Raw genomic sequence first — 23,739 nt, 5'->3', positions numbered from 1 at the left:
CTCACGCCGTGGCCTCGTTCTGTCCGCGCAACCACTGCTCCAGTTCGGCGAGCCTCGCGGTACTCAGCACGACCTCCACCATCGGGGTGATCCGATAACGGCCTGCGGACTCCTCCGTGAGCAGACCTTCGGTGACCAGCCGCTGCACCGCGTTGCGGACCTCCTGCTGGCCGCGGGCCAGATTGTGGTCGTTCGGATCGAAGTAGGTCAGCACGGTCTGCTCCAGCTCCTCGATGTCCACCCTTGCGGACACCTCGCCCGTGCCGCGCTCCCGTTGGAAGACGGTCCGCAGGTGCACCAGCACCAGGGTCTCGGCCCGGGTGTAGGGGTCGTCCTTGAGCAGGATCGGCACGTCCAGTTCCGCCGAGCGCACCTGCTGCTTGTAGGCGACGCCTCGGTCGTGGTCGACCACGAGCCGGACGAACAGGTCGTGCATCCGCGATTCGATGATCTGCTGGTTCTCCAGCAACGTGCGCCACTGCGCGGGGTTCTTCTCGGCCAGCAGGAACCTGCGCCGCAACAACTGGACCAGCACCCGCCGCACGTCCGCGTCCAGCGTGCCCGCGTCGCCGGCGTACAACTCGGCCGGATCGTCCTCCATCGAGATCGGGTCGATGAACCCGGTCCGCGTGTCCGCTGACCAGCCGTCGTCGGCGCCGTCCGGCTCACTCATCGCCACCGCTCCTGTCCGCGCTCGCCGCGCTCGCCGGGTTCGCCGGGTTCGCCGCCACCACGCCGCCGAGAGCGAACCGTCGCCGGGTCCGGTCGGGCCGGACCGTGTCGACCACCGCGACCTCGGCCGTCTCGGTCATCCCTGCGTCGTGGGCGATTTCCAGCAGGCCGAGCAGGTCGACCGGCCGCCGGATGTCCTCGCCCGCCGCGCGGAACGCGGCTACGACGTCCACGCTGTCCGCGTCACCCGCGAACGACGCCAGGTGCGCGCGCAACTCGGCGTACCGAGGGCCGCCCCATGCCCGGGTGTCCGCGGCCGGCATGTCCTCTGCCTCGTCCCATTCCGCCAACGGCGGGGGCGGCTGTGGTGGCCGCAGGTCGCTCGTCCGCTGCCGCAGGTGTCCGACGTCGGCAACCGGCAGGCGACGGAGCGGCTCGACGGCCTCACCGCGGCGTGAACCGGGAACCCACTTGTGGAGACCGGACATCACGTCCCTCAGGAGCTCGTCCACCTGGCGATCCCGCATCGGATCGTGGTTGCGTACCTGAGTGGTGATCACATGGGATGCCTGCCGCTGCGCGGTCAGCACCTCCTTGACGCCCTGCTCGATCCGGCGCGAGATCTCGGTGAGCTCCCGCCGCTGCTGCTCCGGCAGCAGACCGGTGAACCGGTGCCGCAGCACCGTGCGCAGCTGGTTCCACAGGTCCTCGATCTGCGCCGGGTCGCCGATCAGACGCAACGCCCCCGCGAACGCACGGCCCTCCGGCGTCGCGTCCAGGATGCGCCGGCCGCGGGCCAGGTACTCGCGGAGCACCTCACCGGTCGGCCGCGCGTCGTGCCGCAACTCCGCGACGACGTCGCGCTGGATGGCTTTGATCGACTCCGCCACACGGGCGAAGTCCGCAGGCAGTTCCCGCGCCAGGTGCAGCACGTTCTCGGCCGCCTCAAGCAGCTGCTCGTCCTCGACGGTCTCGACGACGCCACCCTGCTCAAGCCGGGTGAGCTCCTTCTGACGGTGCTGGATCTCCTCGTGGAGGCGCGATATCCGGGCCATCACGTCCGGATCGGCGTCCTGCGCGAGTCGCTCGATCGCCTCCAGCAGGGTCCTGACCCGGGACTCCGACACCCTGGTCCGCGCTCCGCCGACCCGCCCGGCGACCTCGAGCGCACCGACGCCGTACGCGGACAGCCGGTACACCTCGACGTCGTCGTCGGACACCTGCCGTACCAACCAGCCGGCCTGCACCCACTGCCTGCACAGGTCGCGTGCGTTCCCGGTGGGCAGCGGCTGGTTGTCCTCGTCGCCGTAGCCCGCGGCCCGCAACTGGTCGAGAGCGTCGTTGATCTCCGCGTGCGAGTCCGCCACCGCCACCCTCGGCCGCTCCGCGGTGAAGACCATCGCCAGCACCGTCACGACGAACGGCGCGTGCGTCTGGTGGAGCAGGGCGAGCATCGGATTCTGGAACGCCCGGAGCGCGCCCTGGTAAGCGCCTTCTACACCTCGTGTACCCATCGCCATGTAGCGTACGACCGGGGTACGACAAGGGGCGCCTGCGCCGAGATTCGGTACGTGCCCCCGGCAGGATTCGAACCTACGGCACCCGCTTTAGTCCCCGATATCCCTGCGGGGATGCCCGTTCCGGGCTGAAAATCGGGGGTGGTTGCCCACCGACGTCGCTTCTCCTTGGCCCGGTTGAGGTCGTGCTTTAGTCGGACGCCGGGAGCCGCGCCATGGGCCCTTCAATGTGCTTCGAGCACAAGGATTAGCTTCGCCACTTCCCTTGCGGCTCTTGCGGGCAACCGTGCAGGGCGCTCGCAAGAGACGGCGGGAGATGACGATGCTGGAAGAAACGCGGGACAGCGAGGAGATCATCGAGCGGATCGCGGCACTGGACATCGGCAAGGCAACCTTGGTGTGCTGCGTGCGCATCCCCAACGACGGCAAGGCCGGCAGGCGACTGCAGGAGGTCCAGACCTACACCACGATGACCCGCGCGCTCCTCACGATGGCGGACCGTCTGCGCTGCCTGGGGGTGAGCAGGGTGGTGATGGAGGCGACCTCCGACTACTGGAAGCCGGTCTTCTACATCCTGGAAGCGGCCGGGTTCGAGACCTGGCTGGTCAACGCGCGTGACGTCAAGCATCTGCCCGGCCGTCCCAAGACCGATCGGCTGGATGCGGTCTGGCTGTGCAAGGTCGCCGAACGGCAGATGATCCGCCCCAGCTTCGTCCCTCCACCCGAGATCCGGGAGTTGCGGGACTTAACCCGCTACCGGGTGGATCTGGTCGCGGCCCGTACCGCGGAAAAGCAGCGGGTGGAGAAGCTGCTGGAGGACGCCCAGATCAAGGTCTCGGTCGTGGCCTCGGACATCTTCGGCGTCTCCGGCCGGGACATGCTGGCCGCTTTGCTGGCCGGCGAACGTGACCCCAAGGTACTGGCGCAACTGGCCCGCTCCAGCATGCGCGCCAAGATCAGCGCGCTGGAGGAGGCGTTCACCGGCCGCTTCACCGACCACCACGCCTTCCTGCTGCGCACGATGCTCGCCCGGGTCGACCAGATCAGCGCCGACATCGCCGCGCTCGACACCAAGATTGAGGAGCTGATTGCCCCTTTCGCCTCGGCGGTGGAGCGGCTGGATGAGATCCCCGGCATCGGCCGCACCGCCGCCTCGGTGATCCTGTCGGAGATCGGCCTGGACATGAGCCGCTTTCCGACCCCCGGTCATCTGGCCTCCTGGGCACGCTTCGCCCCCGGCATAAAGGAGTCCGCGGGCAAGAAGAAGGGCCGAGAGGCCACCGGCCACGGCAACCCCTACCTGGCCCGGGTCCTGGGAGAGGCGGCCCTCAACGCCGGCCGGACCGATACCTTCCTCGGCGAACGCTACCGCCGCATCGCCCGGCGACGCGGCAAGAAGCGAGCCATCGTCGCCGTCGGCCGCTCCATCCTCACCATCGTCTGGCACCTGCTGTCCGACCCCGAGACCCGTTTCGTCGACCTGGGCGCCGACTTCTACGACACCCACATCGGCCCTGAACGCAAGAAACGCAACCACATCCGCCAGCTCGAGGCGCTCGGGTACCGCGTCACGCTGGAACCGACAGCCTGACCGGCTGAGCGGATCACCACCCCTGACGCACGCTCCACGTGCAGGGGTTCGCTGCCGCCTGCCCGGTTACTGTCCGATTTTCGGATTAGGAGAGAGCGGGCAGGCCTATCTAAAAGTGCCTCCTGACCTGCTGGAACACGTTAACGGCTCATCTGAAGAACTTGATCATCCCGCGTATGTCCCGCTGACTACATCATCCGATGGTGAGCCGACCTGGAGCCTACAACCGCCACTCCAGAGGTGCAGCGTCCCGCTGAGAGCTTGTTGCTGTCGTACCCTGCTGCGATTCTGCTGTCCAATCACACCCTTATCCGCCTGACCGAGCTCATCCGTATCCGGCGTGCCGAGCGCCGCTGCCGGTGCGACGCCTAGATGCATCTCGACCCCTGCGCAACGGTGACACGCGCGTCTGGCGGCCAGCTTCGCCACCGGCATCAGGACCGCCTGCCGCTACGTCCGCGAGGCGGTTAGCCTGCTCTCCGCTTTCACCGACGATGTTCGCGCTGCCGCCGTACGTGCCGGTCGGCTGGCCGACGTCATCCAGGACGGCACCCTGATCCCGATCGACTGTCAGGCCTTGGCCGATGCGGCCGGCTCGTCTGGGCCTCACCTGCTCTGCCCGGTGCCACGCATGACCTGACCAGCGGCATGCACCACCCATCTGATCAACGCGCTGCCCGCCGCAGGGGTGAAGACCTTCGCCGACAAGGGCCATCAAGGCGTGGGCGGCAGCATCCGCATGCCGCGAGAGGCAAACAGCAACGAAGCTTCCCTGCTGTGGCCTCAGATCTTGGTCCGCTGCCTTCCCCTGGGCCTCGCATTACCCCGCCTCCGGCTCTCCTAGCCTTCACCATAGCAAGGACGATCCCGATGGGGACGCCCCCAGCGTTGTGGTCTGCCCAGATATGCCGTCTACATATGTAACCGTGCAGGCACATTGCGTGATCTCTTGGTGTCATCGATGATGGTGAATATGCGCAGGTGCAGGTTTATATGGATCGGCATTGCCACTACGTCGACCGCCGTGGCGGGGCTCGCAGTTTATCTTTCTCAAGTGGGACTGGATAACGCCGACAAGCTGGCAAGCGTAATCGGACTATTTATTGCAATCGCTGGACTGCTACTGGCGGCTCGCGAAATGCTCGTACATAGTAGAGCTGCCAGTCGAGCTATTCAAGGCGACGGCCACACGGATGGCGAAATGAGGTGTCGACCCCCAGAACAACCAGGCTTGCCCAGGAGGACCGAGGCGACTTCGTTCGAAAAGTACGGCGATGAGGCCGCCATGCCCGAGATCAAGCGGAGCGTGCGCATGCGCGCCTCGGCCTCCGGGCAGGCTCGCGTCTATCAAGCTGGAGGCGACCAGCACATTATTGATCAATAACCCCGGCAATCGTCATCGATAGATGCTGCAATCTATCTTGGCCTGGGCCTCTTTGCATTCTTCAAGGTAATAGCCATAGAAGCGAACTAAGTTTGGAGTTTGAATCTGGTGCATATGGATGCGCACGCCGACGGTGACGGGCGAATATATCAGGTGGCAGAAGGGTCCCAAGTTGTAATAAATAATGACTTCATTCTTCCTGTCGATCCTGTTGTCGTGCGTTGCACACTCCCCAAAGATCTGAGCATTTTCACGGGTCGTATTCGTGAGTTGAATCAGCTACGTCAACTTCTTCAAGGCGGGATTACGGATGGTAGAGCCGTGGCGATATCTGCAATCGGAGGAATGGGAGGTGTCGGCAAAACAACATTAGCTATCCATATTGCCCATCAACTGGTCACAGCCTACGCCGATCACCAACTACACGTCGATTTGCGTGGCTTTGATCCTGCAGATCGAACGCCAGCAGATCCAAAAGTTGTTCTGCAGGACTTTCTGCTGATGCTTGGAGTGGCTCGAGCTCAGATCCCAGACTCCTTAGAGGGCAGAAGTGCTCTTTTCAGGGATAGAATGTCCAGGACGCAGAGTGTCATAATTCTGGACAATGCCATTAATGAAGCCCAGATACGCCCTTTACTTCCCATGGATGCGAGAACTGCGGTAATCATTACGAGCAGAAGAAGAATGGGAGGGCTGGATGAGGTCCATCAATTGGACCTCGACGTCTTTTCTGAGAATGAAGCTTTGGAATTACTCGCTAAGATAGTTGGCCGGTCGCGTGTTTTTGCCGAGGAAGCCGCTGCTAGGAGAATCTGCCGACTTTGTGGATATCTGGGTATTGCTATCTCGATTGCGGGATATCGACTCAAATCGAAGGCTCAACGGAGCCTCAGGGCGTATGCTGCGAGACTTGAGGATGAGAGGAGTCGCTTGGACGAACTTGCAGCAGGGGACCGAGCGGTTGCTGCAGTACTTTCTTTGTCGTATAACCCTATGTCAGTGGCAGAAAAGAGGGTATTCCGTCTAATTGCCCTTCATCCGGGTTCTCATTTCACGGCTTCATCCATTGCTGCGCTGGCGAGTTTAGAAACCGGTGAAACAGAACGTATTCTGGAGACACTATCCGATCAGTATATGATTCAGGGAAACGAAGACGCTTATACGATGCATGACCTGCTGCGCGCATATGCCCATAAGAAGCTAAGAGAGGTGGAATCGCTTGAGGAGCAAAATAGCACTTTGTCCGAACTGCTCGCCTGGTACTCGGATGTCGCCTTCCTCGCCCATCAGTGTATAGCGAGATCTCCTTCCGCATCTTGCGATCCAGACAAACAACCTGGAATAGCCTTTGGCGATTACGATACCGCATTTGCCTGGCTTTCCCGGGAGCGAGTAAATTTGACTTCTGCAGCAAGGGCCGCCGCCGCTACTGGCCAATATGAAATTGCTCTACGTCTCGCCGAGTCATTGACCCACTTCTTTCATCTTTCGAAGAGTTGGGATGAATGGATAGCTGTCCAAAGGATCGCGGTTGAGTCATCAAAGAAATCACAAAACTGGCCCAAATACGGTGGCGCGATGAATAGCTTGGGATTAGCATACAAAGACTTAGGGAAATATGATGAAGCATTGCTTTGCCTGAATCACTGTCTTGAGATTCGTCGCACAATCCACGATCGCTGGGGTGTCGCCCAGAGCCTGAACAACATAGGAATAACATACCGGAACCTTGGCATGCATGCGGAATCGCTCCCTATATTTATCGAAGCGCTAGAGATTTTCGACAGTCTAAAGGATGTGTACGGCTCGGCTAATACTATCAATAATATGGGGATCTCCTATGAATATTTGGGCAACTACGAGCTCAGTCTAGAGTATCACAAGAAATCATTGTCTCTGAGGGAATCGATAGGAGATAGATACGGAGTGGGCGCTAGTCTAAATAATATTGGTGACATTTATCGGGTCTCTGGGCAGCCTGAACTTGCTCTCCCATATCTGTTGCGTGCGTTAGGGACGCGCAGAGCGGTTGGCCATGCCTGGGGGATAGCCCGCACCCTAAATAATCTTGGTCATGTATATCTCTCCCTTGAGAGGCATGAAGAAGCAAAGGCGGCCTGGAGCGAAGCTCTGCAAATATTCGGCGATCTAGCAGATGCTCAATACTCAGAGGTGCGTACTCAGCTCGAGCGACTCAAGTAACCTCGACGCAGTTGGGTGTTCGCTTGGCTTGGTCTGCTGGAGGGCCAGATCGGTCAGATCATGGTGTCATTTATGCGTGGTCGTCAGCTACGGTGGTTCGCTCCCTTGGTTGCTATCTTGAGCCGGTCGTACCAATTGAAGTGCTGCATGATTTGCCGGATGGTACTAGCCTTGATTTTTCGCGCCCATCCGGTGGCTGACTGAGCGGTTCGGCTGGAGTTTGAATCGCGGTCGTGGTCAGGGTGGTGGCCGGGCTGTCGCGCCGGGTGGGCGGGGTTCCACGGCCCCGCGGGGGTGTCCTTCCTGATCGTCGGAGCGGGTTGGTGCTGGTCAGGTCGGTGCCGGGAGCGCCTGGAGTCGGGTGATGGCGGTGACCAGCTGTCCGGCCCAGGGCCAGGATGCGGCGATGCGCAAGCGCAGGCGTCGTCCGCTGCGGACCAGGCGAGCAGCGACGGTGAACAGGTGAAGCCGCAGCCGTTTGGGCTCATACCGGCGAGCGGGGCCGTCCAGGGCGAGCATCTGCATCCAGACCAGGAGTTCGCAGGCCAGGGCGACGATCTCCACCGAGATCTGGTTCTGGGCGAAGTCGTGCAGCGGCATGGTGGCGGTGCCGCAGTTCCAGGTCGGCGAGCTTCCCGCGACGGGTGTTGGTGACGAAGCAGGTGAAGCGGTGCCCGTCGATGTCGGTGAAGCGTAGCTGCGCGCCCGGGTGGGGGCGCTCTTTGCGCACGATCAGGCGCATCCCCTTCGGCCAGCCTTCCAGCTTCACCATGCCGGTCAGCTCGGCAACCCAGGCCGGGCCGTACTCGCCCGTCGGCGTTGTAGCGGGTGTCCACGCCTGCTCGGGTAAGGCAAGGATCGCGGTCTGGGCTTCTTCGGTGGGGGTGAACCCGATCGAGTAGGACAGCCGCCGCCCGGGCTGCGACAGCCAGGACGGGAACTCGCGGGTGCCGTCGCCGGAAGCGGGATTGGCACGACGCCCAGGCGGCGGATCTCGCAGGCGATGAACCGAAGAGGCGGAGTATCACCCTGGGGTTTGCGGAGTGCCCCCCTGTGTGGTTGGCCGGACCGCCGGCAGCGGAGCGAAGGTGGGCCTGCTCGGCTGGAGAGTGCAGATCGGCCTGTCCAGCGGCGGTGCGGACATCCCGAACTGAGAGGACGGCGGCGGCCGCCTACCTCCGGTCCTGGGCAAGGGGGCAGAATCCGGTCGATCATGGCTCGGCCAGGCAGGGCTGGGCCGCGAAGACGCGCTCGGCGGGATATGCGCAGCCGCGTGGCGGGCCTCATCGGCGATCCGCTGCCGGGGACAGGTGCTCACTGTCACCTGTGCGGCTGGTGTGCGCGACGGGCTGCGCACGTTGGTCTCCTGTGGCCGCCCAGGATCACACCCGAGTAGGTGACGCCACGGTGGCCTCCGAGAAGCCTTGACTGGCCGCTTCTGTGGCGAATGGGACCTGTGTGACCTGGGGCTTTGCCCGCGCCTTACTTTGGGGTGCCATTGGGCTTACCTCTCATGCCGCTTGTGGTCAGTTGACCGCATGGCGCGTTCCAAACGGCCACAGTTGCTGTGCGGCACTTCCGCGAGAGAGGGAGCTTCCGTATGGCACGTGGCGGAACGGGCCCCCGGAACGGTATGCCACCCGGGGTGCGCCCGCTGACCGTGGGCGACCCGGTGATCATCGGGGCCTACCTGCTCCTCGGCCGGCTCGGCGCCGGTGGCATGGGCGTGGTCTACCTCGCGGAACATCCCGGCGGCGGATACGTCGCCCTGAAGACACCGCACCCGGTCCACCTGTCGGACCCGACGCTGCGGGCCCGATTCGCCGAGGAAGCCGAGTTCTCCCGGCGGGTGGCGCCGTTCTGCACCGCCGCCTTCGTCGAGGACGGCCTTGACGGCGACCGCCCCTACATCGTCACCGAGTACGTCCCCGGCCCCGCGCTCTCCCAGGTCGTCTCGGCGTACGGCCCGCTCACCCCCGACCTCGCGTACGGCGTGGCACTCGGCGCGGCCGCCGCCCTGGCGGCGACCCACGAGGCGGGGCTGGTCCACCGCGACCTCAAGCCCGGCAACGTGCTGCTGTCCCCGCGCGGGCCGTTCGTCATCGACTTCGGGATCGCCCGCGACCTCGACGTCGCGATGTCGCACACGCAGGCCGGGCAGATCATGGGCAGCCCGGGGTGGGTGGCGCCGGAACGGCTGCGGGGCCGTCCCGCGATCCCCGCCTCGGACGTCTTCTCCTGGGGGTGCCTGGTCGCCTTCGCGGCGACCGGGCTGCATCCGTTCGGCGCGGGCGACCCCGAGACGCTGACCCGGCGCATCCTGGTGGAGGAACCGCGGGTCTCGCCCGTGCCGAGGCCGCTGCGGGACGACGTGGCGGCGGCGCTGCGGCGTGACCCCGCCGAACGCCCGGACGCCGCCCGGCTGCTGGCCTCCCTGCTCGCGGCGGGCGGCGTCCACACGACCGCCGACCCGCGGCGGGCGGTCGCCGCGGTGCTGGAGGAGATCTGGCAGCCCGTGGCCTACCCGGCGGGCGCCCGCGGAACGGCCGCCGTAAACAGTCAGAACGACGGGCCGGATGGGCGCGGCGAACGACCGCCGCCCGGCAGGGCCGGGCGGCGGCGGGCGGCCCAATCGACGGCGCGGTCGACGGCGCGGTCGAGGGCACAGGCGGGGGCGCAGGCGTCCCACGCGGGGTTCGCGGCGCTCGCGACCGTCGCGATCGCCGCGGTGACGGTGGTGGCGGCGGGCACCGGCGCGGCCCGCATGGACCGCACGGCGGACCCGCCGCCCGCGCGGCCCGTGGTGATCCCCGAGGACGGCGCCACGCCGCCGCCGGACGTGCTCAGCACCTCCCGGCCGCCGGTGCTGCCCGTCAGCGCCCGCCGGCCGAGGGCGACGGTGACGGCGACGCGGACGATGCCGCCGTCCGCGCCGGCGACCCCGGACGAGCAACGGGCCACGGCCGTGCCCTCGCCGCCGTCGGACGGCGGGACGCTGCGTCCCCCGCCGGAGGGGCACTGCGCGCCCGGGCGGCACGGGGACTGCGGTCCCGGGCGGCCCTCCCCGCCGGAGCAGCCGAGTTCTCCGCCGCCGTCGCCGGGGATCACCACCGAGCCGCAGTGGGGGGACGGGGAGTCGCCCCAGCCGAGTCCGGGCCAGCCGACGGCGAGTCAGTCACCGGCCGGTCAGCCGCCGGGGGTCGTCGCCACCCCCGCGCCGTCTTGGCCCTGAGCCGTCCACTTCCTGGGACGGCGTCGTGAGCAGGCGCGTCCATGCCCCATGCTTTGGGGTCATGGACGCAGCTCTCGAACTCGACGACGTGACCGTTCGCGTGGTCGGCCGCACCCTCGTGGCCGCGGCCGACTGGCGGGTGGAGCACGGCCAGCACTGGGTGATCCTCGGGCCCAACGGCGCGGGGAAGACCACGATGCTCTCGGTCGCCGCGGCCGTACGGCACCCGTCCTCCGGGACCGCGACGGTGCTCGGGCGGCGGCTCGGCCGCACCGACCTGCGGGAGCTGCGGCGGAGCATCGGCCTGGTCGCCGCCAGCCAGCGGCTGGTGGACGAGACGCTGCTGGAGGAGGAGGGCGCGACGGCCCTCACCGTCGTCCTCACCGGGCACACGGGGACGAGCGCGCCGCTGTGGGACCGGTACGGCGACGAGGAGCGCGAGCGGGCCCACCGCCTGCTGGCCGACCTCGGCTGCAAGGACCTCGCCGACCGGAGGTTCCAGGTGTGCTCACAGGGGGAGCGGGGCCGGGTGCGCGTCGCCCGGGCGCTGATGGCCGACCCCGCGATCCTGCTGCTTGACGAGCCGTTCGCGGGCCTCGACCTGCCGGCCAGGGAGGACCTGATCGAGGCGCTGGAGGACCTGGCCCGGGCCCGGCAGGGCCTCACCACGGTGATGGTCACCCACCATCTGGAGGAGGTGCCCGCCACCACCACGCACGCGCTGCTGATGCGGGACGCCCGGATCCTGGCCGCCGGTCCGGTCGGGGAGGTGCTCACCGAGACGCACCTGTCGGACTGCTTCGGGCGGCGGCTGCGCATCGACTCCCTCGACGGCCGCTGGTACGCCCGCGCGCCGCGCTGAGCCGTGCCAGTCGAAGGCGTGCCAGTTCAAGGCGTGCCAGTTGAAGGCGTGCCGGTCGTGGGGGTGGGCCCGCCGCGGCTCCTGCTCCCCCTCGTACGGGTCCTCGTGAGGGCGCTCGTACGGAGGTGAGAGAGTCCACGGCGGGCCCCGGCTGCCGGCACGGTGCGGGCCCGGCGCGGGTACGGGTGCGGGCCCGGTGTGCGCCCGGCGCTCCCGCTTCCGTCAGCGGGTCGCGGCGAACTGCGCCTCCTCCGTGGAGCCCTTCAGGGCCGTCGTGGAGGAGTCCGGCGCGACGGCCGTGCTGACCAGGTCGAAGTATCCGGTGCCGACCTCCCGCTGGTGGCGCGTGGCGGTGTAGCCGCGGCGCTCGGCGGCGAACTCCGCCTCCTGCAGTCCCACGTACGCCGTCATGCCCTCGTCGGCGTAGCCGCGGGCGAGGTCGAACATCGAGTAGTTCAGCGAGTGGAAGCCCGCCAGGGTGATGAACTGGAACTTGTATCCCATGTGCCCCAGCTCGCGCTGGAACTTGGCGATCGTCGCGTCGTCCAGGTGCCCCCGCCAGTTGAACGACGGCGAGCAGTTGTAGGCCAGCATCTGGTCGGGGTACTCCCGCTTGATCGCCTCGGCGAACTCGCGCGCCACGTCGAGGTCCGGGGTGGAGGTCTCCATCCACAGCAGGTCGGCGTACGGCGCGTAGGCGAGGCCGCGGGCGACGCAGGCGCCGACCCCGTTGCGGACCCGGTAGTAGCCCTCGGCCGTGCGGTCCCCGGTGGTGAAGGCCTGGTCGCGGGGGTCCACGTCGCTGGTCAGGAGCGTCGCGGCCTGGGCGTCGGTCCGCGCGATGACCAGTGTGGGGACGCCCGCCACGTCGGCCGCCAGGCGGGCCGCGTTCAGGGTCTTGACGTGCTGGCCCGTCGGGATGAGCACCTTCCCGCCGAGGTGGCCGCACTTCTTCTCGGAGGCGAGCTGGTCCTCCCAGTGCACGCCCGCGGCGCCCGCCTCGATCATGGCCTTCATCAGCTCGAACGCGTTGAGGACGCCGCCGAACCCGGCCTCGGCGTCGGCCACGATGGGCGCGAGCCAGTGCGGCGCGTCCTCCTCGCCCTCGGCCCAGGAGATCTGGTCGGCCCGCAGCAGTGCATTGTTGATCCGGCGGACCACCGCGGGGACCGAGTTGGCCGGGTAGAGGCTCTGGTCGGGGTAGGTGTGACCGCTGAGGTTGGCGTCGGCCGCCACCTGCCAGCCCGACAGGTAGACGGCCTTGAGGCCCGCCTTCACCTGCTGCACCGCCTGGTTGCCGGTCAGCGCGCCGAGGGCGTGGACGTAGTCCTCGCTGTGGAGCAGGCTCCACAGGCGCTCCGCGCCGAGCCGGGCCAGCGTGTGCTCCTCCCGCACCGATCCGCGCAGGCGGACGACGTCCTCGGCGGAGTACGTCCGCCGGACGTCTCGCCATCGCGGGTCGGTGTCCCATTCGTGCTGCAGCCGCTCGGCGGCCGAGGTGAGCCGATCCGACATCCCGTTCACTCCCTTGTTGCGTGCTTCGTCGTCACCTGGGGCTTGCTTCCGAGTTTGTGTCGATATCAAGAGACCAGGCAAGACGGCTTGCGTGGAAAGAGTGAGAATTTTTCTCGTTACGATGAAACTGGCGAGTATTCCATTGCGAAGAAGTGTCAAGTTTTCCCTATGGACTAGACCAATCCGCGTATGGAAGATCACTTTGGCGTGGAAGAATCGCGGATTTTCCGCGTAGGATCGGGGCATGACCTCCGCGCTGGGCGAAGAACCGCTGTCTTTGACGCACGAGCTCGATCTGCTGGCCTTCGGCCAGCGGCTCAGGCACCTGCGCAAGCAGCGCGGCCTGACGCTCTCCGAGCTCGGTGACCGCGTCGGCCGCGCGCCCAGCCAGCTCTCCCTGCTGGAGAACGGCAGGCGCGAGCCGAAGCTGTCGCTGCTGAAGTCGCTCGCCGCCGCGCTCGGCGTGCCGGTGGAGGAACTGCTGCGCAGGCAGGCGCCGAACCGGCGGGCGCAGCTGGAGATCGCCCTGGAGGAGGCCCAGCGCGACCCGCTGTACGCGAGCCTCGGGCTGAGCCGGCTCAAGGTCTCCGCGCGGGTGCCCAACGACGTGCTGGAGCACATCCTCGGCCTGTACGAGGAGCTGCGGGCCAGGGAGGCCAAGGGCACGGCGACGCCGGAGGAGGCGCGGGCCGCCAACGCCGAGCTACGGCGGACGCAGCGGGAGCTGGGCAACTACTTCGAGGAGATCGAGAAGGCCGCCGCCGACGCGCTGACGGCGGTGGGCTACCGCACCGGCGCGTTGTCGGAGAGCACCGTCCAGGCGCTGGTGTCCCACTTCGGGTTCACCGTGCGGTCCGCGCCCGATCTCCCGAGGTCGGCCCGTTCGGTGACCGACCTGCGCAACCGCCGCATCTACGTCAAGCGCCAGCAGCTCGGCATGCACACGCCCCGGACCGTGCTGCTGCAGGCGCTCGGGCACATCGCGCTCCAGCACCACCGGCCGCGCGACTTCGCCGACTTCCTGCGCCAGCGGGTGGAGGCCAACTACTTCGCCGCCGCCGTCCTCGTCCCCGAGACCGCGGCCGTGCCGTACCTGCGCGAGGCGAGGCAGGACCGCGCCCTGTCGGTCGAGGACCTGCGCGACGTCTTCGCGGTGTCCTACGAGATGGCCGCCCACCGGTTCACCAACCTCGCCACCCGCCATCTCGACCTCGTCTGCCACTTCGTGCGCAACGACGCCGGAGGGATCATCTACAAGGCGTACGAGAACGACGGCATCGTCTTCCCCGCCGACGAGCAGGGGGCGATCGAGGGCCAGCGGCTGTGCCGGCAGTGGTCGGGCCGCCAGGTGTTCCACTCGCCCGACCGGTTCTCGCTGTACTACCAGTACTCCGACTCGCCCACCGGCACGTACTTCTGCGTCGCCCACGTGGACCCGTCGCAGGAGAAGGACTTCGCCATCACGCTCGGCGTGCCGTACCGGGAGTCGCGGTGGTTCCGCGGCCGGGAGACCACCCACCGCACCAGGTCGAACTGCCCGACCGGCGAGTGCTGCCGCCGCCCGCCCGCCGAGCTGTCGCAGCGCTGGGAGGGCTACGCCTGGCCCTCGGCCCGCGCCAACTCCCACGTGCTGGCCGCGCTGCCGCCGGGCTCGTTCCCCGGTGTCGACGAGGCCGACGTGTACGCCTTCCTCGAACGCCACGCCACCCAGGTCTGAGCCGTACGCTGCACGAGTGACCACGGACGGGGAACTGGCCCTCACGGCGGCGCAGGCGGGGGCGGCCGTCGTGCGCGCCATGTACGGGACGTCGCTGACGCGCTTCGACAAGGGCGGGGGTGACTTCGCGACGGCGGCGGACGTCGAAGCGGAGAAGGCGATCCTCGGAGTCCTGCGCGGCGCCCGGCCGTACGACGGCGTGATCGGCGAGGAGAGCGGACGCGCGGGCCCGCAGGGCGCGGAGCGCGTGTGGCTGGTCGATCCCCTGTGCGGCACGCTGAACTACGCCGCCCGGAGCATGCTGGTCGCGGTGAACGTCGCCCTGCGCGCGGGCTCCGGGGTGACGGCGGCGGCCTCTGCGGACCCGTTCGCCGGCGAGGTGTTCTGGACGGACGGCGTCGACGCCTACGCCCGCCGGGACGGCGTGGACCAGCGGCTGACGCCGTCGCCCGGCTCCCGGCTGGTGGACGTCAACCTCGATCCGCCGTTCCCGAACGCACCGGGCTTCCGGGCGGCCCTGCTGCTCGCCGACGCCGGTTTCGCCGAGCGTTTCCACCCGCGCGTCGTCTCCACCACCCTGGCGGTGGCGTGGGTCGCGGCCGGCCGGAGGGCCGCCTACGTCACCGACGGTCACCTGCGGGACAGCGTGCACTTCGCCGCGGGGATCGCGCTGTGCCGGGCCGCCGGGTGCGTGGTGACCGGGTTGCACGGTCAGCCACCGCATGCCGGGGCGGGGGGGCTCGTCGTGGCGGCCGACCGGGAGACGCACGAGTCGTTGCTGGAACTCGTCGGCAGGCAGGTCGCGCCGGAGCGGTAGCGGGATTCCCCTGGGTCGACTGCCGTCAGTCCCGGACGGCGGCCCGGACGAACGCCATGAGGTGCCCGCGCAGCGCCTCGCGGCCATCGGGGGTCGTCGCGTCCTCGCCGGCCGTGATCCTCGCGAGCTGCGGCATGGCGCTCGGCCACATGGCCATGCCGATGAGCGTGAACAGCGTGCGGGCCATCGCGGAGTCGGGCTCCCGGCCGAGACCCGCGGCCAGTGAGACGGTCTTCGACCGGCACTTGTCCACCCGGCGCTCCTGGCCCGGGAGCAGGGCGTCCTCGCTCCGGTAGTGCAGCGCCTCCCACATCATCAGCCGTACGACGTCGGGGTGGGCGGCGTAGTAGTCGAACAGCCTGCTCACGTAGTCGGCGGGGTCGTCGCCGGGCATCGCGACGGCCTCGGCCATCTCGTCCAGCGCCGCCGCGACGACGGTGTCGAACAGCTTCTCCTTGCTGCCGAAGTGACCGTAGATCCGCTCCTTGTTGACCCCCGCCCGGTCGGCGATGCGGTCCACCCGGGCGCCCGCCACGCCGTACGCCGCGAACTCCGCGCGCGCGGCCTCCAGCAGGGCGGCCTTGGTGGCGGCCGTGGGGTCCTTGACGTCTTTGCGGGGCGGCATGGGCCTTCCTCCGTGTTAACGAGCGGGATGGACGGGGCTCAGGGAGCGGGGGATTCGAGGGCTGACGCGCCCAGCATACCGAGTCAACTACCAACCAGTTGGTTGACATCCAACTGGTTGGTTGGCTACCGTCCCCGGCCATGAGCACATCGACGTCCGCCCTCCGCCCACCCGCTGCCGCCGCCGCGGCCTACGCGCCGCCGCGACGCACCGTGGCCGCGTTCGTGCCGGCCGGGCTCCTCGCCACCGGGCACCTCTACGTCGTGATCCCCCTGCTGGCCCGGATGTCGGCCGAGTGGGGTGCCCCCGCCGCCGTCCTGACCTGGCTCGTGAGCGCGTTCGGCCTCGGCTACGCGGGCGGGTTCCTGCTGTTCGGCCCGCTGTCCGACCTGTACGGCAGGCGCCGCGTGATGACCTGGGGCATGGCGGCCACGGCCGTGACCACCGCATCGGTCGCGCTGAGCCCCGGGCCCGGGGCGGCGCTCGCCCTGCGGGTGGCCGAGGGCGTCACCACCGCCGTCTTCGCCCCCACCGCGTTCGCGTACATCGCCGAGCGCGTCGAGCCCCGCCGCCGGGCCGTGACGATGACCTCCGTGGTCAGCGCGCTGTTCGCCTCGGCCGTGGTGGCCCAGCTCGCCGGCAAGGCTCTCGCCGACCTGCTCGGATGGCGGCCGGTGTTCCTGCTCGGCGGCGCCGCGTTCGCCGTCATGACCGTGGTGCTGCGGCGGGTGATGCTGCCCGACACCGCCCATGGAGCGGGAGGCAACCCCTACGCCGCCGTGCCGGTCCTGCTGCGCGACCCGCGCCTGGTGCTGATGTACGCCGCCACGCTGACGGTGCTCGGCGCGTTCGTCGCCCTCTACACCGCGCTGCAGCTGGAGGGCCCCGCGGGCATCGCCGGAGATCCCTCCGCGCTGCTGACGTTGCGGGCCACGGCGCTGCCGGCGATCGCCGCGATCCCGTTCGCGACGCCGTACCTCACGCGGTTCTCCCCGGCCCGCCGGGCGGCGGTGATGCTCGGCGCCGCCGCGGTGATCGCACTGGTGGTCGGTCTCACCGCCCCCGGCGTCGCGGCGCTGGCGGTGCTGCTGGCCGCCTTCGCCTTCGCGATCGGCGTCACCGCCCCCGCCGTCATCGAGACCGTGGGCCTGCTGGCCGGCCCCGCGCGGGCCACCGCCGTCTCCCTGTTCACGTTCTTCCTGTTCACCGGGGCGAGCCTCGGCCCGGTCGCCGCCTCGGCCGCCGCGCCGTACGGCTTCGCCGTCCTCATGTACGGCGTGGCGGGGGTGCTCGCGCTGGGAGGAGGACTCGTCCTGATCGCGTCGTCCGGCCGCCGCATAAGGTGAGCCTTGTCGGATGCGGCGGACGGGGGGAGAGCGCGTGCTGCCTGAGGTGGAGGCCTGGCTGGCCCGGCGTACCTCGTCGGCGGCGGACTGGCCGGTCCGCGCCCTGCTGTCCGCCAAGGGGGACAGCAGGATCTCGGTGGTGCTGCCCGCCAGGAACGAGGCGGAGACGGTCGGGGAGATCGTCGCCGCCGTCCGCCGCGAGCTGGTGGAGGCCGTCCCCCTGGTGGACGAGCTGGTCGTGATCGACTCCCGGTCGGCGGACGACACGGCGGTGCGGGCGTTACGCGCCGGCGCGAAGGTCTTCGCGCAGGACGAGATCCTTCCCGAGCTGCACGACCCGCGCTACGACGGCAAGGGCGAGGTGCTGTGGAAGTCCCTCGCCGTGACCACCGGTGACCTGGTGGTGTTCGTCGACGCGGACCTGCGCGAGTTCCGCACCTCGTTCGTGACCGGCCTGCTGGGGCCGCTGCTGGCCGACCCCTCGGTCGCGTACGTGAAGGCGTGCTACGACCGGCCGCTCCTCGGGGCGGCCGAGCCGAACGCGGGAGGCAGGGTCACCGAGCTGGTCGCCCGGCCGCTGCTCAACCTGCACTGGCCGCTGCTCGCGGGGTTCGTGCAGCCGCTCGCGGGCGAGTACGCCGGCCGCCGCGCGGTCCTGGAGCGGGTGCCGTTCGTCACCGGGTACGGCGTGGAACTGGGGCTCCTCATCGACCTGCTCGACCAGGTGGGGCTCGACGCCCTCGCCCAGGTCGACCTGGGCCGCCGGATCCACTCCCACCAGTCGACGGAGGCGCTCGGCCGGATGGCCGGGCAGATCATGCACACCGCCTGGGCCCGTCTGGAACGCCAGGACCGGATCATTCCGCTGCACGAGCCGTCGTCCCGGCTGGTGCAGTTCGAGCGCGGCCACGCCGGGCACCGCGCGGTCACGCGGGACGTCGCGGTGGCCGAGCGGCCGCCGATGGCGACGGTCCCGCAGTACGCGTCCCGCCTGCGCTGAGTGGTGCCCTTTGGAGTGTTACCGTTGGTAACACTGTGGAGAGGAGAGGCCCCCGATGACCTTCTGCCCCGAGTTGAGCGACGACGTCCGCGAGGTGCGCGACTGGGTCCACGAGTTCGCCCGGGACGTCATCCGGCCCGCCGGCGCGGAATGGGACGAGCGTGAGGAGACACCCTGGCCGGTGATCCAGGAGGCCGCCAAGATCGGGCTGTACTCGCTGGACTTCTTCGCCCAGCAGTGGTTCGAGGAGTCGGGGCTCGGCCTGCCGGTGGCGTTCGAGGAGCTGTTCTGGGGTGACGCCGGGATCGGCCTGTCCATCGTCGGCACCGGCCTGGCCGCCGCCGCCCTCGCCTCCAACGGGACGCCCGAGCAGATGGGGGAGTGGCTGCCCGAGATGTTCGGCACCCCCGACGACGTCAGGCTCGGCGCGTTCTGCTCCTCCGAGCCGGACGCGGGCAGCGACGTCGGCGCGATCAGGACGCGGGCCGTCTACGACGAGGCGACGGACGAGTGGGTCCTGAACGGCGTGAAGACCTGGGCGACCAACGGCGGCATCGCCTCCGTCCACGTCGTCGTGGCCTCGGTCGACCCGTCGCTGGGCACGCGGGGTCAGGCGTCCTTCGTGGTCCCGCCCGGCGCTCCGGGCCTGTCGCAGGGCCAGAAGTTCAGGAAGCACGGCATCCGCGCCTCGCACACGGCCGAGGTGATCCTGGACGACGTACGGGTGCCCGGCCGGTGCCTGCTCGGCGGCAAGGAGAAACTGAACGAGAGGCTGGCCCGGGTGCGCGCCGGCGCGCGGGCCGGCGGGCAGGCCGCGATGCGCACCTTCGAGACCACCCGCCCCACGGTCGCCGCGATGGCCGTCGGCATCGCTCGCGCCGCCTTCGAGTACGCCCGCGACTACGCGGGGGAGCGCGAGCAGTTCGGCCGCAAGATCGGCGAGAACCAGGCCGTCGCGTTCCTGCTCGCGGACATGGCCACCCGGGTGGACGTCGCCCGGCTGATGACCTGGCGGGCCGCCTGGATGGCCCGCCAGGGCCGGCCGTTCGAGCAGGCCGAAGGATCGATGAGCAAGCTGGTCGCGAGCGAGACCGCCGTCTGGGTGACCGAGCAGGCGATCCAGATCCTCGGCGGCGCCGGCTACACCCGCGAGCACCCGGTCGAGCGCTTCCACCGCGACGCCAAGATCTACACCATCTTCGAGGGCACCAGCGAGATCCAGCGCCTCATCATCGGCCGCGCCGTCACCGGCCTCCCCGTCCGGTAGCGCCGGACTGCCGCGGAGGGCCGGCATGACGACGCAGCCGTCCACGAGATGGCCGGGGCCGCCACCCAGCAGGAGGCGGCCGGGATCTCGTCCGTCACGGGGCGGGTTGGCCGTCGGGCGGGTGGTCGCGATTCTCACGGCGGGTGTCGCCGCGGTGACGATCAAGGGTCATCCATGCCTTGCCCTCCGCCGCGACCCCCTCGAGGACGTGCAGCGTGTGGCGCAGCCCCGCCGCGTCCAGCGTCACCTCGGAGACCGCTTCGGAGTCCTCGGACTGCTGAGGCTCCTCCATCTCGGGGCCGATCATCTGCGCGGTGATCTTCTGGCCGTCCATGAGGGAAAGCTCGAAAGTCCGCGCCTTGCTCTTCTCCTGCCGCACCCGGACGGTCGTGACCGCCTCATAGCGGTAGTTCAGGCGTTGCGGCTCGTCGAAGGTGCCCTCCGGGAAGTCGAGTACGGCGTTCCACTGCCGCACCCCGTCGGCGGTGAGCAGGAAGATCATGAGCTGGTATCTCCGGTAGCGCCAGGGCCCACCGGGCACCCGGGCCCGGGTCGCGGAACCGCTGCGCGCCTCGATGAACGCGTGCGCGACGACGTCGCTCATCTTGAGCTGGTAGTGCCTCAGCGCCTGCTCCAGCAGCACCTTGCGGTCACAGTCCAGCCAGACGGCCATCTCGCCGTCGTCGGGCTTGTCCTTCAACCGGTCCTTCCACTGCGCGTACGCTTCCTCGCTGTCCTTCTCCAGCTTCTCGGTCTCGGCCTGGTCCGCGGCATGGTGCCGGTGCGCGAGGGCGATCAGCATCCAGGAGCGTCCGGCGACCCAGCCCGCCACCACGACCAGGGCGATCGACCGGATCCCGACCAACCCGCCGGCCCGAACCGCCTCGCCGGCCACCCATGCCCCTCCGGCAGCGCAGGCCAGCGTCCCGAACACGGCCACCGCCATGATGCGTGGGGGCGTGGCCAGCTCCCGGCGGTAGTTCCACAGCGTGCCCCGCTCCCATTGGCACCTCAGCCGACCGGCACGGTGACGGATCAGCCAGTTGAACTCCTCGACCTTGTCGCCCGTGTCGCGATAGGCGTCCGCCACCTCGTCCCGCATGCGCCGCCGGATGCCGGCCGTCCAGGTCAGCCACGTCTCGCGGTCCATGCCGTACGGCACGTACTTGCCGAGGTAGTAGGTGAACCGACGGTCCACACTCTTGGCGAGGCGATCGGGAGGCAGGCTCGTCCTGCGGGGAGGACCCGGCGCGTACGCCTCGTCGATCGCCCGGCGTCGTCCGGAACGGAACCGCCACTCGAGCCCGGCGTGGCCTGCGACGCAGGCTCCGGCGACGCCCAGCACGCAGGCGAGCAGAGCGGGGACCTGACCGTTCTGCGCCAGCAGCAGGCCGACGTGCCCGGTCGCCGCGACCGACACGATCGTGCCCGCCACCGCCCGCACCCAGGTCGCGCCGGGAACCGCGACCGGCGCGGGCTGCCGCACCCGAGGAGCGGCGGGCTCCGGCTGGAAGAACTTCCAGACCCGGTCCCTCCGGCCGTCGGACAATTGGTCGTCGCAGGCGCGCTGGAGGACGAGGCGCCACATCTGGTCCTTCAGCGGCCCGTCGAGGAACACCTCCATATGACGCAGGATCATGCCGCGCTGCGTGGGGCGGAGCTCGTCGAGATCCTTCATCAGGACGTGGATGTCCGCGTCGGATTTCCCTGCGGCGTCCAGGAGCCGCCGGACGACCCGCACGCCGTCCGCCCAGGAGTCGTCACCGGCGATGGTGAGAGAGCGGTCCAGGTCGCGGAGGCGGGCCGCCTCACGGGCGGACAGCTCCTGCCGCGTCCTGCCGCTCACCAGGGCGAGCAACCAGTGGAACCACACCTTGTTCGTGACGTAGCCCAGAGCGCGTGCCTCGTCGATGAGCTCAAGGGCCCGCCCCGCCGCGCCGCCCTCGAGGAAACGCACCCCGATCTCGAACCTCTGCTCCGCCGGAGCGTCCGGCGTCACCGCGTAGTAGTGGACGTCGCCGTGCACGATCCCCTGCACGCCGACCTGTGACGAGTCGGCGGCGACGTTCGTCGCCGCGTCCCGCGGGGGCGTCACGACAGAGCCTGCGCCAGGGCGATGACGGCCGCAAGATCCGCCGCCAGATCGCCGAGGTCGCCGATCAGCCCGCGCAGCTTCTTCAGCGCCAGAGTCAGCTTGTTCCTACTTCGAGGCTTGTCCCGCAGGGCCTCGTCGGCGACGGTGAGCTCCGCCTCCGCCGCCGCGTAGGTGTCCTCGTCGAGGCGGCCGTCCGTACGGGCACGTTCCAGCCGGACGCGGAGGGCGGCCAGCGCCTGCTCCAGGTCGGCGGGCTCACCCGCGTCGGCGCCGATCCGGACGCCGCCGTGCACGACGCCCGCCTGAACGCCCACCCGCGCGTTGTCGCGTGCGATGTTGTACGTCGTTCCGGGCTCTGCCATCACGGATCCTCTCGCCGCCTTCGGCCAGCCGCCGTCCCGGTCCTCGGCGGCGATCTCTTCGGCCAGTGCCACCGCGAACGCGGCTGCGTTGGCCACGGCCCGCTGCTGCCACTGATCGCGATCGGTGATCTCCTTGGTCCCGTCGGCATAGTCACTGATGCCCCTGACGACGACCACGGGAAGGGCGCCGTTGAGATGCCCGGCCTGGGCGACTCCGGCAGCCTCCATCTCGACCGCGCAGGCGTCGTGGTAGTTCTGCCGGATCCACCGCGCGTGCCCCGACACTCTGGAGTTCAGGACCACCTCGCCGGCCGCGATCGGAGCGAAGTGCACGTGCGGGAGGCGGCCGTCGCCGGAGAACCCGTGCGCCCATGCGCCGGTTCTGTGGATGTGTCGCGCGACCTGGTCGGCCACGTGGGAGATCTCCCAGCTCCGGGGGCGGCTTCTGAGCCCGGCGTCCTCGCTGGTTCCGCCGTGGTAGGCGTAGACACGGGTGGCCACGACGACGTCTCCGAGGGCGATGTGGGAGTGCAGGGCACCCGCGACGCCCACGAAGAGAAGCGCGGACGGGCGGAACTCGTTGATGGCGCGTTCGGCCAGTACGGCCGCCGACTGGTTGCCGGTGCCCACGTGGGCCAGGGCCACCTGGCAGCGGCCGCCCGTGAGGTTTCCGATCTCGAAGCGGGTGCCGTGCTGGTGGCGGTGGGGTTCCGCGCCGGCCATGTGCGCGCGGATCGCCTGGTATTCCAGGTCGAGTGCGGTGAGGATGACGATCGGGCGGTTGCTCATTCTCCTCCTTCGATGCTCACCGGGGCCGGCCGGATCATCGGCGGATAGAGCACCGTACGCGGACCGGCCCGGTAGAGCCGGGCGGGCCGTCCGGTGACCGCCTTGCGAGCCGTCCCCGCTGGGACGATGAACCCCTCGGTCTTCTGAACCTTCCGGTAGAAGTTCCGGGGATCGAGCCGGATCCCCCAAACCGCCTCATAGACGTTCTGCAGCTCGGTGATGGTGAACGTCGGGCCGCAGAAGGCCGTCGCGAGTGCCGAGTGCTCCAGCTTGACCCGCGCGCGTTCCACACCGTCCGCGATGATGCGCCGGTGGTCGAAAGCGAGCTGGAGATCCCCCGACAGCACGTGATCGGTGGGCTGCCACCCGGCGTCGGCCGCGTCTGTTCCCGCGGTCGGTTCGGGCAGGCTGGGTGCGATCGCCAGGTACGCGACGGAGACCACCCGGCCCCGGGGGTCGCGGCCAGGGTCGCCGTACACGCCCAGCTGCTCAAGGCTGAGGGTCTCGACGTCGAGGTCGGTCTCCTCCGACAGCTCCCGGTGGGCGGCCGCGGTGATGTCCTCTCCGGCATGGTTCAGGAACCCGCCGGGCAGGGCGAAGGCGTCCTTGTACGGGTCGACGCCGCGCCGTACGAGTAGTACGTGCAGACGCGAGTCACGAAGGGTCAGAATCACCAGGTCAACGGCGAGCAGTACGACGGGCGGCACCCAGGGGTCGTCGGTCATGCGGCTGAGGCTACCTTCTTG

16 protein-coding genes and 2 pseudogenes are annotated in these 23,739 nt (G+C 68.9%); 10 read left to right on the top strand and 8 right to left on the bottom strand.

The annotated features are described in order from the left end of the window. Window position 1: 1 nt before the first annotated feature. Both HHX37_RS25300 and HHX37_RS25295 read right to left on the bottom strand, forming a co-directional pair. Window positions 2-673, bottom strand: coding sequence for a DUF4194 domain-containing protein (locus tag HHX37_RS25300; RefSeq protein WP_182887010.1), 672 nt, complete (start codon window positions 671-673; stop codon window positions 2-4). Next, window positions 666-2,186 (bottom strand): DUF3375 domain-containing protein, encoded by a 1,521-nt coding sequence (locus HHX37_RS25295; RefSeq protein ID WP_182887009.1) that lies wholly within the window; start codon window positions 2,184-2,186, stop codon window positions 666-668. Before HHX37_RS25295 ends, HHX37_RS25300 begins: the two co-directional genes overlap by 8 nt. Before the next feature lie 232 nt (window positions 2,187-2,418). On the opposite strand from HHX37_RS25295, the gene HHX37_RS25290 reads away from it, so the two are divergent. The 3 genes and pseudogenes from HHX37_RS25290 to HHX37_RS25285 all read left to right on the top strand — a co-directional run bounded on the left by HHX37_RS25290 (window position 2,419) and on the right by HHX37_RS25285 (window position 7,366). Then, window positions 2,419-3,780 (top strand): IS110 family transposase, encoded by a 1,362-nt coding sequence (locus HHX37_RS25290; protein ID WP_220503114.1) that lies wholly within the window; start codon window positions 2,419-2,421, stop codon window positions 3,778-3,780. 264 nt (window positions 3,781-4,044) lie between these two features. Continuing rightward, window positions 4,045-4,525 (top strand): annotated as a pseudogene (locus tag HHX37_RS37115) (IS5/IS1182 family transposase); the annotation flags it as partial. A 747-nt stretch (window positions 4,526-5,272) separates the two neighbouring features. After that, window positions 5,273-7,366, top strand: coding sequence for a tetratricopeptide repeat protein (locus tag HHX37_RS25285; protein ID WP_310740529.1), 2,094 nt, complete (start codon window positions 5,273-5,275; stop codon window positions 7,364-7,366). A 330-nt stretch (window positions 7,367-7,696) separates the two neighbouring features. On the opposite strand, the pseudogene HHX37_RS37110 reads toward HHX37_RS25285, so the two are convergent. Further along, a pseudogene (locus HHX37_RS37110) lies at window positions 7,697-8,318 on the bottom strand (transposase); the annotation flags it as partial. A 693-nt stretch (window positions 8,319-9,011) separates the two neighbouring features. Here HHX37_RS37110 and HHX37_RS25270 point away from each other — a divergent pair. Together HHX37_RS25270 and HHX37_RS25265 are read left to right on the top strand one after the other, a co-directional pair. After that, a complete protein-coding gene (locus HHX37_RS25270) occupies window positions 9,012-10,598 on the top strand; it encodes a serine/threonine-protein kinase (protein WP_182887006.1) in 1,587 nt (528 codons plus the stop codon). 61 nt (window positions 10,599-10,659) lie between these two features. Then, window positions 10,660-11,460, top strand: coding sequence for an ABC transporter ATP-binding protein (locus HHX37_RS25265; protein WP_182875173.1), 801 nt, complete (start codon window positions 10,660-10,662; stop codon window positions 11,458-11,460). A 222-nt stretch (window positions 11,461-11,682) separates the two neighbouring features. Here the strand turns inward: HHX37_RS25265 and aceA are convergent, their stop codons facing one another. Then, entirely contained in the window at window positions 11,683-12,975 is a 1,293-nt protein-coding gene (gene aceA / locus HHX37_RS25260) for an isocitrate lyase (RefSeq protein WP_182880448.1), read from the bottom strand. A gap of 244 nt (window positions 12,976-13,219) precedes the next feature. Here aceA and HHX37_RS25255 point away from each other — a divergent pair, with 244 nt between their 5' ends. Further along, complete coding sequence (locus HHX37_RS25255) at window positions 13,220-14,692, top strand: helix-turn-helix domain-containing protein (protein WP_259403476.1); 1,473 nt, start codon at window positions 13,220-13,222, stop codon at window positions 14,690-14,692. Window positions 14,693-14,708: 16 nt separating this feature from the next. Continuing rightward, window positions 14,709-15,509, top strand: coding sequence for an inositol monophosphatase family protein (locus HHX37_RS25250; protein WP_182887005.1), 801 nt, complete (start codon window positions 14,709-14,711; stop codon window positions 15,507-15,509). Window positions 15,510-15,534: 25 nt separating this feature from the next. Here the strand turns inward: HHX37_RS25250 and HHX37_RS25245 are convergent, their stop codons facing one another. Beyond that, window positions 15,535-16,134: a TetR/AcrR family transcriptional regulator gene (locus tag HHX37_RS25245; protein WP_182887004.1), complete on the bottom strand. Its 600-nt coding sequence runs from the start codon at window positions 16,132-16,134 to the stop codon at window positions 15,535-15,537. A gap of 140 nt (window positions 16,135-16,274) precedes the next feature. Between HHX37_RS25245 and HHX37_RS25240 the strand changes: the two genes are divergently transcribed. The 3 genes from HHX37_RS25240 to HHX37_RS25230 are packed head-to-tail and all read left to right on the top strand — an operon-like array spanning window position 16,275 to window position 19,747. Beyond that, complete coding sequence (locus tag HHX37_RS25240; protein ID WP_182887003.1) at window positions 16,275-17,480, top strand: MFS transporter; 1,206 nt, start codon at window positions 16,275-16,277, stop codon at window positions 17,478-17,480. 34 nt (window positions 17,481-17,514) lie between these two features. After that, entirely contained in the window at window positions 17,515-18,480 is a 966-nt protein-coding gene (locus tag HHX37_RS25235) for a glucosyl-3-phosphoglycerate synthase (protein ID WP_310740517.1), read from the top strand. Window positions 18,481-18,535: 55 nt separating this feature from the next. After that, window positions 18,536-19,747: an acyl-CoA dehydrogenase family protein gene (locus tag HHX37_RS25230; protein ID WP_182887001.1), complete on the top strand. Its 1,212-nt coding sequence runs from the start codon at window positions 18,536-18,538 to the stop codon at window positions 19,745-19,747. A gap of 94 nt (window positions 19,748-19,841) precedes the next feature. Here the strand turns inward: HHX37_RS25230 and HHX37_RS25225 are convergent, their stop codons facing one another. The 3 genes from HHX37_RS25225 to HHX37_RS25215 are packed head-to-tail and all read right to left on the bottom strand — an operon-like array spanning window position 19,842 to window position 23,718. Then, window positions 19,842-21,842: a hypothetical protein gene (locus HHX37_RS25225; protein WP_182887000.1), complete on the bottom strand. Its 2,001-nt coding sequence runs from the start codon at window positions 21,840-21,842 to the stop codon at window positions 19,842-19,844. Further along, entirely contained in the window at window positions 21,839-22,993 is a 1,155-nt protein-coding gene (locus HHX37_RS25220; protein WP_182886999.1) for a 5'-methylthioadenosine/S-adenosylhomocysteine nucleosidase, read from the bottom strand. The genes HHX37_RS25225 and HHX37_RS25220 overlap by 4 nt, the downstream gene beginning before the upstream one ends. Further along, entirely contained in the window at window positions 22,990-23,718 is a 729-nt protein-coding gene (locus HHX37_RS25215) for an NUDIX hydrolase (protein WP_182886998.1), read from the bottom strand. The genes HHX37_RS25220 and HHX37_RS25215 overlap by 4 nt, the downstream gene beginning before the upstream one ends. Window positions 23,719-23,739 lie beyond the last annotated feature (21 nt).

This window comes from Microbispora sp. H10885 (assembly GCF_014161415.1).
Taxonomy (GTDB): Bacteria; Actinomycetota; Actinomycetes; order Streptosporangiales; family Streptosporangiaceae; genus Microbispora; species Microbispora triticiradicis.
The sequence above is the reverse complement of the archived record's forward strand: the minus strand, read 5'-3'. Positions and strand labels throughout refer to the sequence as shown.

Excerpts from the sequence above, each read along its gene's own strand:
- HHX37_RS25300 (WP_182887010.1), bottom strand. The coding sequence starts at position 673 with ATGAGTGAGCCGGACGGCGCCGACGACGGCTGGTCAGCGGACACGCGG.
- HHX37_RS25295 (WP_182887009.1), bottom strand. The coding sequence starts at position 2,186 with ATGGGTACACGAGGTGTAGAAGGCGCTTACCAGGGCGCGCTCCGGGCG.
- HHX37_RS25265 (WP_182875173.1), top strand. The coding sequence starts at position 10,660 with ATGGACGCAGCTCTCGAACTCGACGACGTGACCGTTCGCGTGGTCGGC.
- aceA (WP_182880448.1), bottom strand. The coding sequence starts at position 12,975 with ATGTCGGATCGGCTCACCTCGGCCGCCGAGCGGCTGCAGCACGAATGG.
- HHX37_RS25255 (WP_259403476.1), top strand. The coding sequence starts at position 13,220 with ATGACCTCCGCGCTGGGCGAAGAACCGCTGTCTTTGACGCACGAGCTC.
- HHX37_RS25245 (WP_182887004.1), bottom strand. The coding sequence starts at position 16,134 with ATGCCGCCCCGCAAAGACGTCAAGGACCCCACGGCCGCCACCAAGGCC.
- HHX37_RS25240 (WP_182887003.1), top strand. The coding sequence starts at position 16,275 with ATGAGCACATCGACGTCCGCCCTCCGCCCACCCGCTGCCGCCGCCGCG.
- HHX37_RS25230 (WP_182887001.1), top strand. The coding sequence starts at position 18,536 with ATGACCTTCTGCCCCGAGTTGAGCGACGACGTCCGCGAGGTGCGCGAC.
- HHX37_RS25220 (WP_182886999.1), bottom strand. The coding sequence starts at position 22,993 with ATGAGCAACCGCCCGATCGTCATCCTCACCGCACTCGACCTGGAATAC.
- HHX37_RS25215 (WP_182886998.1), bottom strand. The coding sequence starts at position 23,718 with ATGACCGACGACCCCTGGGTGCCGCCCGTCGTACTGCTCGCCGTTGAC.